Raw genomic sequence first — 12,732 nt, 5'->3', positions numbered from 1 at the left:
GTTAATACGGCACAGCTACCTATTTTCAAACAAATAAAAATACTCAGTTATAAGCGCTTTCACCATGTGAAGTAATATCAACTCCTTCCCTTTCTGCTTCAATACTCATGCGCAGCCCAACCAACTTGTGAAAGCAGTCTGTTGAACAATATGGATAATTTCCTCTACTCGTTCATCATTGGTAGCAATCTCAATCTTTACCTTGGGCAAAAAATTAACATTGTATTCAGCGCCCCGATAAAGTTCAACATGGCCTTTTTGGCGTCCAAATCCCTTTACTTCAGTTATAGTCATACCTTGTATACCTATATCAGAAAGCGCCTCCCGCACTTCTTCCAGCTTAAATGGCTTTATGATGGTAGTGATTAGTTTCATGTTTCCCCCGCTTGTTTGCCACGTTGGCACAAGGGAATAAACGCAAAGGATATGCCAGAAGTTAAAAATGAAATTTAATCAATCCGTTATCGAAAAAACATTTCTAAAGAAGGGATAAAAAAAGGAACAGAAAATACATCTGTCCCCATATACACACTAAAATGCACACTAAATGTACACTGGTTCATTCAAAGTTTCACCAACCTGCTGGAGTTGATACATTTGATAATAACGCCCACGCTTTTCCAATAGCTGTTGATGCTGCCCTTGTTCAACAATTGCACCACGATGCAGCACTAATATTGAATCAGCTTCAATGATGGTTGAAAGACGATGGGCAATTACCACCAATGTCGTCTGTTTACGTATCATTCCCAAAGCTTTCTGTACTAATTGCTCTGTCCCAGAATCAATATTCGCCGTTGCCTCATCCAAAATAAGAATCTGTGGCGTTTGTACTAAAACCCTAGCCATTGCCAAAAGCTGTTTTTGACCTGCAGAAAGTGTATTTCCCTGTTCTCCCAGTACGTAATTCAGACCATCTGGTAAATTACGGACAAAATTAGCTAATTGAACCAATTCCAGCACTTCCCATATTTTTTCTTCACTGATATCCCGCCCTAGCGTGATATTGTTGAAGAATGAAGCGGCCAGAACAACAGGGTCTTGCTGCACCATCGCCACTCCATTACGCAATACTGCATGAGAAAGCGAAGATACAGGGCGTCCATCAAGATAAATCTCACCGTCTTGCCATGGATAGTACCCCATGATCAAATTGGCCAGAGTGCTTTTTCCACTCCCTGTATGCCCAACCAAAGCCACAAAACCATGTGGAGGAACATGCAGATTGATATTATTCAGGACAAGTTTGTCACTGCGGTAGGCAAAATTTAAATTTGCAATATCAATTTTGCCACTTTCTAACGCTCGTAGATCATTGCCATATTGTTGCTGCGGGCTATCCATAAGTTCGAAAACCCGTTCTCCTGAAACTACTGCCTGCTGCAATACTGATTGCTGTGCGGTCAACTCAATCAATGGCTCATTCAACCGACCAAGATAGTTAATAAAGGCATACAGCACACCAACACCAATAATTTCAGTGCCTTTGTTCCCAAATAATAAAAGTAAACCACACAATATTGCGGCAGAGAAAAAGCTCAATAATGGCCTCAACAAGATGCCATCTAACCGTAAAGCCTGCATGCGAGCCTGATAATGTGCTCGGTTAGTAGCCAACATTTTCTCACCAAAACGAGCTTGCTGACGAAATTGCTGAATCACAGTCATTCCATTAATGACTTCATTGAAGCCATCATTAATATCCGCCAAATAACCACGAACTCGCCTGACTATTGGAGTACTGAAACGCTGATAAGTCACCATTACAAGCAAGACCGCAGGAAACATCATGATCGCAACACATGCCATACGCCAATTCAAAACAAACATGGCTATCAGCATCGCTCCAATCAATGCAACACAACGAAACACTGTAGGAATCACATTAACAAACAGATCTTTAATGACCTCAGTATCATTTGTTACACGGGATATCAGTTGTCCAACGGGTTGATTATCAAAAGTACTTAATGGCTGACGCAATGCTGAGTTCATAACATCAGTACGAAGCATCTGCACCACTCCCACAGATGCCTGATTAAAAAATAACGTTTGATAATAGTGTAAAACAGCAGAAATAAGCTGCAAAATTAAAAATACTGTGGCAAGCCCACCGACAACATCAAGCGGTAAGTTCCCCGTTGCTACCATATTGTCGATAAAGTAACTCACAAGCAGAGGTCCACTCACTTCTGCCAATGCAGCAACCCATAGCATCCATACAGCAATTAGTATCGGCTTACGGTGATTTTTACTGTAAGAAAGCAGGCGCTTTAATGATGGCCATAGCTTACGCATATGATTTTTAGTCATTATCACCATCCAATGCAGCTTCTAGTTGTTGGTAATGGTACATATCAGAATACCAACCAGATTGAACAATAAGCTGCTTATGCTGGCCTTGCTGTGCAATCGTACCATTATGAATAACCAAAATATTATCTGCTTCCGTTAATGCTGACAGACGGTGTGCACTGATAATAATGGTACGCTGTTGCCGCCATTGGCTGAGATTTTTCATAATCTGGTGTTCTGTATGCCCATCAACAGCCGACAGAGCATCATCAAGCATTAAAATCTCCGTATCTAACAGCAAAGCCCTAGCTATGGATATACGCTGTTTTTGCCCACCAGAAAGCATCACACCGCGTTCCCCCACTTCTGTTTGATATCCCTGAGGCAATCGCAAAATATCATCATGTACACTTGCCAGACGAGCGACTTCTTCTATTTGCTCTTGAGTTGCATTAGGCCGTCCCAATGCAATATTACCTGCAACCGTATCCGAAAACAGAAAAGGTGTTTGGTTGACAATCGCCAATCGAGCACGCCACTCTTCTATTCGAAGAGCAGAAATATTTTTTGACTGAAAAAAAATGTCTCCATCGGTTACATCAAACTGCCGTTGCAACAAAGACAATAAAGTACTTTTCCCTGCCCCCGTTGGCCCACAAAGTCCCAATAACTGCCCTGGCTCCAAATGGAAGCTAATATTTTCCAAAACGGGATTATCATTTCTGGGATAGATAAATCTGTTAATATTTGCCTGTAAGTTTCCCCGTTCTGACGACAAGAACAGCTTGCCGTCTTCAGTTACCAGTGGTTCCTGCAACAAACTGCGGATACGTGTATAAGCAGCACTTCCTCTTTCAACAATGTTGAACATCCATGCCAATGCCAACATTGGCCAGATCATCAATCCCAGATACATCACAAAACTAGTCAATTCACCCAAAGTCATAGAGCCATTCACTACCATCCAACTGCCTCCTCCAACAGCCAAGAGGTTTGCAACAGCGATAGTAATGAAAATAGTGGGATCAAAACGCGCATCTACACGTGCAACATGCATATTTTTACGCCCGGCCTCAATAGCAACTTCTTCAAACTGATTGGATTGCAGCTTCTCCAATCCAAACGCTTTTATCATACGGATACTAGTCAAGCTTTCCTGTGCATGATTATTCAGGACAGAAAATGCGCCTTGCGCAGATTTAAAACGGTGATGAAGCTGATTACCATAACGCTTAATTGCTAAAGCCATAACGGGCATGGGCAATAGTGATAGCACTGTTAATTGCCAACTGATCTCCACACTCATAACAATGAGGACAGCACATCCCATGACTAGAGCATCGACTAAAGTAAGTACTCCCTCACCCGCAGCAAAAACAACTCTGTCAACATCATTTGTTGCACGAGCCATAAGATCGCCTGTTCTATGACGCAAATAAAACTCAGGATTCTGACTACTCAGACGCAAGTAGAAATCACTACGCAACTTAACAGCCAACCGATAAGAAGCACCAAACAACCATACACGCCAAACATATCGAAGACCATATATTGCCAAAGCAATAACCAGCATTACCCCTAGCCACATTAATAACTGACGGGATGTCATCGTTTTTGAACTAATGCCATCAACGATAATCCCAACCAATCGGGGAGGAATGAGTTGCAGCACCGCAATCATAACGAGAAAAATAACAGCTCCCAAGTAACGCCGCCATTCACTAATAAAATACCAGCTTAATTGTGAAAATAATCTCACACGCCTATTCCCGAGATAAAAAAATGAAAGAGTTAGCACCTACCAACCAAAGGGATCCTTATATTACTGAATCTGGTATTGGCAGCGCCGTTGTATATTTTATCTTTTCCATTGCAAAGTTAGAGGTGACATTGATCAAACCAGAAACCCCATTTACCATACGCTTGTAGAAACGATCATAACTTTTCATATCAACAACTTCTACATGCATTAGATAATCATATTCACCAGCCATTCGATAAAATGTTAAGACTTCTGGCATCTCTTTTATAAAGGTGACAAATTGCTCATACCATTCACTGCTATGTTGCTGAGTTTTAATCATTACGATCACTGTCAGGCCCAAACCGAGTTTTACTTCATTTAACAATGCAACTTTTCCAACAATATAACCTTCATCTTCAAGTCGTTTGAGGCGTTTCCAGCAAGGTGTCGAAGTCAAATTAACAGCTTCAGCCAGCACATTCAGGGATCGACTACAGTCCTGTTGAAGCAATTCCAGTAGCTTACGGTCTATTTTGTCTAACATATCTAAATCCTGTAGAAATATTTCCCAAATATAACGGATAAACTAAGAAAAATAACAACCTATTTCTCTGAATGTAAGGGTAATCTATACACTATCACGGCATTATTATTCAGGGTCAATTTATGTCATCTTTATGAGCTACAAATGCCATAAAAGCTATTCAAGCTGATTATCAATGCAGTGCTGATACACATCTAATTCGCCTTAATCTCCCAATGTTTCCGGGCATTCATCTCTACCTCAAAGATGAAAGCACTCATCCCACAGGTAGCCTCAAACACCGGCTTGCACGTTCCTTATTCCTTTATGTACTTACTAATGGTTGGATTAAGGAAGGAACTTCTATTATTGAAGCTTCATCCAGAAGCACTGCTGTTTCGGAAGCCTACTTTGCTCGTTTACTTGGTTTACCTTTTATTGCAGTAATGCCCTTTTGCACAGCTAAACGCAAAATTCAAGAAATTGAGTTCTATGGCGGTAAATGTCATTTTGTAGAGCATTCTGCCTTGATTTATCAAGAATCAGAAAGTCTGGCAAAAGAGCTTAATAGTCATTATATGGACCAATTTACCTATGCCGAACGAGCGACTGACTGGCGAGGGAACAATAATATTGCAGAAAGCATTTTCCATCAGATGCAATTAGAACCCTTTCCTGAGCCAACTTATATCGTTATGAGTGCAAGTACAGGTGGTACATCTGCAACTCTTGGTCGTTATATCCGCTATCAGGGATATAACACCAAACTCATTGTTGTCGATCCTGAAAACTCGGTCTTCTACGATTGCTACCATCAGAACCGCCGTGATATTTGTGGAAATACAGACAGCAAAATAGAAGGCATTGGCCACCCACGCGCAGAACCTTCTTTTATTCCTACAGTTATCAATGAAATGATCCGAGTTCCCGATCCTGCCACTATTGCTACCATTTATTGGCTTGAGAAATTAATTGGCAGAAAAACCGGGGCATCAACCGGAACGAACGTTTGGGGAGCTTTACAACTCGCCAAGCAAATGCACAATAACAGCCAACAAGGATCAATCGTGACATTACTCTGTGATAGTGGAGAACGCTACCTTGATACTTATTACAATCCGGAGTGGGTTCGCAATAATATCGGTAATGTCACACCGTACCTAACACAACTACCCAAATTAAACAGTTATGAGTAACATATCTCCTTCAATTTACAGAGGTAGGTATCATGAAACGAGCCGTTGTTGTATTCAGTGGTGGGCAGGATTCCACCACTTGTTTAATTCAGGCACTCCGTCAATATGACGAAGTTCACTGTGTCACCTTTGATTATGGACAGCGTCACCATGCTGAAATTGATGTAGCCTGCCATATAAGCAAAGAACTGGGAGCAGCTGCCCATAAAGTACTTGATGTTACTTTATTGAATGAACTCGCAATCAGCAGCCTGACAAGAGACAATATTCCCGTACCCGATTTTAGCGAAAGTGAAAAAAGTGGTCTCCCGAGTACATTCGTACCTGGCCGTAATATTTTATTTTTAACCCTAGCGGCAATTTATGCCTATCAGGTTGAAGCTGAAGCCGTCATTACTGGCGTTTGTGAAACTGATTTTTCGGGCTATCCTGATTGCCGTGATGAATTTGTCAAAGCTCTCAACAAAGCAGTCAGCCTTGGTATTGCTCGCGATATTCGTTTCGAAACCCCCCTAATGTGGCTAAACAAAGCGGAAACTTGGGCATTAGCAGATTATTATCAAAAACTGGATTTTGTCCGCAATCAAACTCTCACTTGTTATAACGGTATTCAGGGTGATGGATGTGGAGAATGCGCTGCCTGCCACCTCAGGGCTAAAGGATTAAATCATTATTTAAGTAATACCCAGACCATTATGTTAGAAATGAAATCCAAAACACATCTAACTTAGTCATACCGTATATCTCATTTACATTATTTATGAGAGGTTCAGCGAACCTCTCATTTCACCGTTGTTATTTCACTGTTTGCCGATTAGATTCATTCTCCTGCCATCACACGGCGACTTTAACGCTATTCTGCTTAAAAAATAGTGTAAAGAATATCCTGTATAATTATTCGGTATATTTATTCTATATGGTTCTTATAGGCCTCTATTCTTATCCGTAATTCACCGTCTAAAACAAGTGCCTTTTGAGTTTTTAAATCAATACAAGCAAATGTAGTTAAGGCATCAGCAATAACTTGATTATCACTCCTACGTATAATTTCCTGAAAAAATGTACCGCTTCTATTACGCAATTCCTGCATAGAAGATTTCACTTCTAGTTCATCTGTAATTACAGCCGGGTGACGATAATTAATATTGATATTCACCACTACAAAACCAATATTTTTATGATTTAACCACTCCAGCGTGTCATTTTCAGTAAGTAAGTCCCAGCGGGCAGCTTCCAGAAACTCTAAATAGCGGGCATTGTTCACATGTTGGAAAAGATCAATATGATAACCCCTGACTTTGATAATCGTACTCATTGCTATTCTCCCTTAAACTCATCCGACCAGATAAAATGTAACAATAGCAAAACAATTTAATTACAATAGTGTTTGATGAATTATTCTTGATCAATATCACAGCCCTCTTGATAAAGCACCGATGAAAATACAAGAGGGCCTAACACTTAATAAGTTAATTTAGCTCGATTTTTTTCTATAAAAATGGGGCCAATACCTTGAACTTCCTGCAATTGTTCTATTGTTGTAAAAGGACCATACTTTTCACGATATTCAATAATGGCCTGGGCTTTTTTAGCACCTATTCCATTGAGTTCTTTAGCTAACTCTTCCGCATTTGCAATATTGATATTAAGAACACCTTTTTCCTGGATCTGCTGACCTGAAACTTGTTCTCCTCCCTCTTTCGTGTCACTGCTCTCAATAGTGGTTTTATTCTGGCCAATAGGTTGTTTCACCATTTGATCAGTAGATTCATTTACTATAGCTGCATGAGATAACGGTGCGCTAATACACAATGCCACAATGAGTGAATTGAATAATGTCCTTAAATATTTCATGTAAATCCCTCTATATTTTGTTGGTGAACGAAAGATTGCCACAACAATATTTCCAGACAACAGGAAAGATTCAAATATGCGAAAGGCCACGAAAGTGGCCTTTTTCAATTACTATTTTACACAAATAAATACGAGTAACTTCGCAATTTTATTCAATCTGACCAAACTTAATACTTGCCTCGTCACGCAAATTCATTATTAGTGATTCCAGTACACTCGTGACAGTCTGATATTGATAACCCATCATATACTGTTTGAGCTGCTCATCTGTAATAGAACCCGGAACGACTTTATCCAATTGGATAAGCACTGCGTTACCAAGTTCGTCTTGAGCCAATCCGTATACAGGCTTACCTTCTTTAGGATGCGGTAAAGTGAATGCCACATCGATCGCTTGGTTGGTTTGTAATGAATTTTTTATAACGGTAGGTTGCGCAAACTGAATTTCTGCTGCTTTCAGTACCTGTTCACCTTTACCTTCTTTCAGAGCAGTAAGCAGTTTTTCACTCTCAACCAGAAGTTGTTTTTCTGCTTTCTGACGTTTTACCAACCCAACCACCTCAGATTTAGCCTGTTCAAACGGCTGGACTGTTTCAGGTTTAACATCGTCAACACGCACTATAAAAGCTCTATCGCCTTCTACCGAAATGACATCAGAGTTAATTCCTGTCGCTCCTTTATCATCAATCAAATTGCCAGAGAAAATAGCCTGGACAACTTGGCTGAAATTAATATCAGCGGGAACATGCTCACGATCAAACCAGTCAGTGCTCACTGCCTTATAACCAGCCGCTTTTTCTGCTGCTGCCAAAGATTCATTATCATTAGCAGCTGCATCACTCACTTTTCTCTGTAATGCATAGAACGCATCAACCGCTTTTTCATGCTTAACAATTTTTTCTATTTCAGGACGCATATCCGACAATGGTTTGACTTCCTGAGGTTTAATATCATCCAAGCGGAAGATTGCATATCCATTAGATAATTTGATCACATCCGAAAGTTGCCCTTTCTGTGTCAAATTTGCTGATTTGAGCTCATTAGGCAGAGAGTTTTCTTCCATCCAACCGAGATCCCCACCCTTTTGAGCAGAAAATTTGTCTGTCGATTTTTCTGATGCCAATTGGCTGAAATCAGCCCCCTTCTTCAACTCATCCAAAACCGATCTAGCAATAGAATCTGAAGCCAGTTGAATAAAGCTATACTTCTTCTGTTCAAGCTTTGTGTATTTCGGTAGGTTATCTTTATAATACTTATCAATATCAGCGTCAGATACAGTTACATGATTCAGTTCATTAGTCGCATCCATTTTGATGTAACTGACTTTAACTTTTTCTGGCACAGTGAAATACTTACTATTCGCACCATAATAGTTTTTCAGTTCTTCATCAGTAACTGTTTGCTTTGCTTCCATTGATTTCAATTCAAGAGTAGCAAAACGCACTGTTCTTTCTTGAAGAAGCAGTGCTGCTTCCTGTTTTATTTCTGTCGGTAATGCAATTTCTGCATCTATAAGGATTTGCTCCAATTGGCGATTAATCAGATTTTGGCGAATCTGTTCCGCAAAAATATCAAGGCTGATATTTGAACGGGCAAGAGCTTTTATATAATCCTGATATTTTTTGTGGTCAAATTGGCCGTCAGTCTGGAGAAACAGCTGATTACGTATCTCTTGTGCAACCTGCCCGTTACTTGCTGATAAACCCAGCTTGCGGGCATATTGTGCAATCAAGGTATCATTGATGAGTTTATCCAATGACTGGCGACGAAGCAGCTGTAGCCTATGTTCATCACTGAACAAAGTTGAAAATTTATCTCCCAGCTTCTCCTGCTGGTCATTTTTTTCTTGTAAAAATGCCTGCTCCAGCTGAGCACGACTAATGGTTTGGCCATTTACTTTGGCAGCATAACTACCGCTTTCGCTTGACAGATAACCTGTTACACCGGTCACCAAGAAAGTCAGGATAATTAGAGCCAACACAATTTTGAGCACAGGACCGTTCGCCGCCGTGCGTAGGTTGTCCATCATAAAGACGTAAAACTCCGCTTTAGTGAAAAAGAAACTGTCATATTACGCTAATTAAAACGCTAAGAGAAAAAAAGCGCATCAATTGATTGATGCGCTTATATTCTAGACTATCAACATGACCTAGTCAGTTGAAGTTTATCGCAATGGTAAAAAATCAGGATCTGTTTTCAGTTCATTAACCGTTGACAGCATCTTTTAAGCCCTTTCCAGACCGGAAAGAAGGTACTTTTGCTGCTGCAATCTTGATTTCCTTGCCTGTCTGAGGGTTGCGTCCTGTACGTGCAGCACGTTCACGCACAGCAAACGTACCGAACCCCACCAAAGCGACATCATCACCGTCTTTCAATGCACCAGATACTGAAGAAATGAATGCATCTACTACACGTCCGGCTGCTGCTTTAGAAATGTTTACATCCGCAGCAATTTTATCGATCAGTTGTGACTTATTCACTCTTATCATCCCCATTGTAGTTTTACTATAGTAACGGAAACTGATTTATAACGGGTAACACGACTGTTATTCCGTTATAGCAACCTTTCCAGTATTAGCAAGAAATCATAGAACAGCAAAATATTTAATCAGTTAAATTAGATTAATGTAAATTAATAATACAAAAAAAGGCTGGCAAGTCTGAATTTACTCGCCAACCTAAATTTTATATGCAGTTCTTGAGTTAGCTCACTATTTTTGTACTATTTTAGTGATACTACTTCTGCACCAAATGCTGGTTCCTGCAAAGCGATAGATAAAACATCCTCTATACGCTTGACAGGGTGGATTTCCAAATCTTGGATCACATTCTGTGGGATCTCTTCCAGATCTCGCTTATTGTCATCTGGGATCACAACCGTTTTAATTCCCCCGCGATGCGCTGCCAGTAGTTTCTCTTTCAAGCCTCCGATTGGCAGAACCAAACCACGCAGAGTAATTTCTCCCGTCATTGCTACATCAGCACGAACTGGATTACCTGTCAGACAAGAAACCAATGCTGTGCACATTGCAATCCCCGCACTTGGGCCATCTTTTGGTGTCGCACCTTCCGGTACATGCACATGAATATCACGCTTTTCATGGAAATCAGAGCTGATACCCAGCTTATCAGCACGAGCCCTAACGACAGTCAAGGCCGCTTGGATAGATTCCTGCATCACTTCACCCAATGAACCGGTATAAGTCAATTTACCTTTACCCTGTACACTGGCTGTTTCAACCGTCAACAAATCACCACCGACTTCTGTCCAAGCCAGACCCGTTACCTGACCAACTCGGTTTTCTGTATCAGCACGACCATAATCCACTCGCTGCACACCCAGATAATCTTTCAAATTACCCGCGTTGATTTCGATGTGCTTAAGCTTTTTATCCATCAATAATGCCTTGACTGCTTTACGGCACAATTTAGATATTTCACGTTCTAAACTACGAACGCCAGCCTCACGGGTGTAGTAGCGGATAATACCAATAATTGCACCATCATCTATAGTCAATTCGCCTTTCTTCAAAGCGTTACGCTCAATCTGTTTTGGCAACAGGTGGCGTTTGGCAATATTCAATTTCTCATCTTCGGTGTAACCCGATAGACGAATGACTTCCATACGATCCAGTAATGGAGCCGGTATATTCATAGAATTAGATGTTGCCACGAACATTACATCGGAGAGATCGTAATCAACTTCAAGATAATGATCATTAAATGCCACGTTTTGTTCCGGATCAAGTACTTCCAACAATGCTGAAGCTGGATCACCACGCATGTCGGATGACATTTTGTCAATTTCATCCAATAAGAACAGTGGATTTTTAACCCCTATTTTGGACATTTTCTGGATTAATTTACCCGGCATTGAGCCAATATAGGTACGGCGATGCCCACGGATTTCCGCCTCATCACGTACTCCACCTAATGCCATACGCACATATTTACGCCCAGTAGCGCGTGCAATAGAGCGACCCAATGAGGTTTTACCTACTCCAGGAGGCCCTACGAGGCAAAGTATTGGTCCCTTGATCTTACTAACACGGCTCTGTACCGCGAGATATTCAAGAATACGCTCTTTAACGCGCTCCAAACCATAATGGTCTGTATCCAGTACTTCCTGAGCCTTCACTAAATCTTTTTTTACCTTGCTACGTGAAACCCAAGGAACTTGCACCATCCAATCAATGTAGCTACGAACAACCGTTGCCTCTGCTGACATCGGAGACATCATTTTTAATTTCTGCAACTCAGCTTCGGCTTTTTCACGTGCCTCTTTCGGCATTTTCGCGTCTTCGATCTTGCGTCTCAGCGTCTCATGTTCATCAGGTGCATCATCCATCTCACCCAATTCTTTCTGGATCGCTTTCATTTGCTCATTCAGGTAGTACTCGCGCTGGCTTTTTTCCATCTGTTTTTTAACGCGATTACGGATGCGTTTTTCTACCTGTAGCAGATCAATTTCTGATTCCATCATTGCTATCAGATATTCAATGCGTTCAATAACATCAGACATTTCTAAAACAGCCTGCTTGTCATTGATTTTTAAAGGCATATGCGCAGCAATAGTATCTGCTAACTTCGCCACATCTTCAATACTGTGCAACGATGTCAATACTTCCGGTGGAATCTTTTTATTCAGTTTGACATAACCTTCAAACTGATTGATAGCCGTTCTTACCAGAACCTCTTGCTCACGCTCATCAACATCAGGGGATTCAAGATATTCAACTTGCGCATAAAAATACTCGCCATTATCCGTCAACGTGGTGATGCGGGCACGCTGCAAACCTTCAACCAGAACTTTTACTGTACCATCTGGCAATTTTAACATCTGTAAAACAGAAGCCACTGTACCTACGGAGAAAAGATCATTGACTCCCGGCTCATCAGTAGATGCTTCTTTTTGCGCGACCAACATGACTTGTTTGTCATGCTCCATTGCTGCTTCCAGGCAATGAATCGACTTCTCACGCCCAACAAACAGAGGGATCACCATATGTGGGTAAACCACTACATCGCGCAAAGGCAATACAGGGATTTCTATGCGTTCGGAACGCTCAGGATTCATAGAGCTCTCTCTTCGTTTAGCTTTCGCCAGTTTTTAGGAATCT

The 12,732-nt window shown here is 41.0% G+C and carries 11 protein-coding genes; 2 read left to right on the top strand and 9 right to left on the bottom strand.

Annotated features, from left to right (window positions below; genetic code table 11):
- Positions 1-105 precede the first annotated feature (105 nt).
- The 4 genes from Xvie_RS01100 to Xvie_RS01085 form a co-directional block, all read right to left on the bottom strand.
- The gene (locus tag Xvie_RS01100) at positions 106-375 is read right to left on the bottom strand and encodes a P-II family nitrogen regulator (RefSeq protein ID WP_086107566.1); all 270 of its coding nucleotides are present in this window, start codon (positions 373-375) and stop codon (positions 106-108) included.
- 168 nt (positions 376-543) lie between these two features.
- Entirely contained in the window at positions 544-2,313 is a 1,770-nt protein-coding gene (locus Xvie_RS01095) for a SmdB family multidrug efflux ABC transporter permease/ATP-binding protein (RefSeq protein ID WP_086107565.1), read from the bottom strand.
- On the bottom strand, positions 2,306-4,054 hold the full coding sequence (locus Xvie_RS01090) for a SmdA family multidrug ABC transporter permease/ATP-binding protein (protein ID WP_086107564.1): 1,749 nt from the start codon (positions 4,052-4,054) through the stop codon (positions 2,306-2,308). The genes Xvie_RS01095 and Xvie_RS01090 overlap by 8 nt, the downstream gene beginning before the upstream one ends.
- Positions 4,055-4,112: 58 nt before the next feature.
- Positions 4,113-4,583 carry an Lrp/AsnC family transcriptional regulator gene (locus tag Xvie_RS01085; protein ID WP_086107563.1) on the bottom strand — a complete coding sequence of 157 codons (471 nt, stop codon included), beginning with the start codon at positions 4,581-4,583 and terminating at the stop codon, positions 4,113-4,115.
- 149 nt (positions 4,584-4,732) lie between these two features.
- Between Xvie_RS01085 and Xvie_RS01080 the strand changes: the two genes are divergently transcribed.
- Together Xvie_RS01080 and queC are read left to right on the top strand one after the other, a co-directional pair.
- A complete protein-coding gene (locus Xvie_RS01080; RefSeq protein ID WP_086107562.1) occupies positions 4,733-5,758 on the top strand; it encodes a PLP-dependent cysteine synthase family protein in 1,026 nt (341 codons plus the stop codon).
- A 32-nt stretch (positions 5,759-5,790) separates the two neighbouring features.
- Complete coding sequence (queC, locus tag Xvie_RS01075) at positions 5,791-6,489, top strand: 7-cyano-7-deazaguanine synthase QueC (protein WP_086107561.1); 699 nt, start codon at positions 5,791-5,793, stop codon at positions 6,487-6,489.
- A 176-nt stretch (positions 6,490-6,665) separates the two neighbouring features.
- On the opposite strand, the gene Xvie_RS01070 is transcribed toward queC, so the two are convergent.
- From Xvie_RS01070 to lon, 5 genes are all read right to left on the bottom strand, one after another.
- A complete protein-coding gene (locus Xvie_RS01070) occupies positions 6,666-7,073 on the bottom strand; it encodes an acyl-CoA thioesterase (protein ID WP_086107560.1) in 408 nt (135 codons plus the stop codon).
- A gap of 146 nt (positions 7,074-7,219) precedes the next feature.
- The gene (locus Xvie_RS01065) at positions 7,220-7,612 is read right to left on the bottom strand and encodes a ComEA family DNA-binding protein (protein ID WP_086107559.1); all 393 of its coding nucleotides are present in this window, start codon (positions 7,610-7,612) and stop codon (positions 7,220-7,222) included.
- Positions 7,613-7,760: 148 nt separating this feature from the next.
- Positions 7,761-9,641 carry a peptidylprolyl isomerase gene (ppiD, locus tag Xvie_RS01060; protein WP_086107558.1) on the bottom strand — a complete coding sequence of 627 codons (1,881 nt, stop codon included), beginning with the start codon at positions 9,639-9,641 and terminating at the stop codon, positions 7,761-7,763.
- A 175-nt stretch (positions 9,642-9,816) separates the two neighbouring features.
- Positions 9,817-10,092, bottom strand: a complete 276-nt coding sequence (hupB, locus tag Xvie_RS01055; RefSeq protein ID WP_167376210.1) for a nucleoid-associated protein HU-beta — start codon at positions 10,090-10,092, stop codon at positions 9,817-9,819.
- A gap of 242 nt (positions 10,093-10,334) precedes the next feature.
- A complete protein-coding gene (lon, locus tag Xvie_RS01050) occupies positions 10,335-12,689 on the bottom strand; it encodes an endopeptidase La (RefSeq protein ID WP_086107556.1) in 2,355 nt (784 codons plus the stop codon).
- Positions 12,690-12,732 lie beyond the last annotated feature (43 nt).

Origin of the sequence: Xenorhabdus vietnamensis (genome assembly GCF_002127535.1) — a bacterium.
GTDB classification, from domain to species: domain Bacteria; phylum Pseudomonadota; class Gammaproteobacteria; order Enterobacterales; family Enterobacteriaceae; genus Xenorhabdus; species Xenorhabdus vietnamensis.
The sequence above is the reverse complement of the archived record's forward strand: the minus strand, read 5'-3'. Positions and strand labels throughout refer to the sequence as shown.

Excerpts from the sequence above, each read along its gene's own strand:
- Xvie_RS01100 (WP_086107566.1), bottom strand. The coding sequence starts at position 375 with ATGAAACTAATCACTACCATCATAAAGCCATTTAAGCTGGAAGAAGTG.
- Xvie_RS01095 (WP_086107565.1), bottom strand. The coding sequence starts at position 2,313 with ATGACTAAAAATCATATGCGTAAGCTATGGCCATCATTAAAGCGCCTG.
- Xvie_RS01085 (WP_086107563.1), bottom strand. The coding sequence starts at position 4,583 with ATGTTAGACAAAATAGACCGTAAGCTACTGGAATTGCTTCAACAGGAC.
- queC (WP_086107561.1), top strand. The coding sequence starts at position 5,791 with ATGAAACGAGCCGTTGTTGTATTCAGTGGTGGGCAGGATTCCACCACT.
- Xvie_RS01070 (WP_086107560.1), bottom strand. The coding sequence starts at position 7,073 with ATGAGTACGATTATCAAAGTCAGGGGTTATCATATTGATCTTTTCCAA.
- Xvie_RS01065 (WP_086107559.1), bottom strand. The coding sequence starts at position 7,612 with ATGAAATATTTAAGGACATTATTCAATTCACTCATTGTGGCATTGTGT.
- ppiD (WP_086107558.1), bottom strand. The coding sequence starts at position 9,641 with ATGATGGACAACCTACGCACGGCGGCGAACGGTCCTGTGCTCAAAATT.
- lon (WP_086107556.1), bottom strand. The coding sequence starts at position 12,689 with ATGAATCCTGAGCGTTCCGAACGCATAGAAATCCCTGTATTGCCTTTG.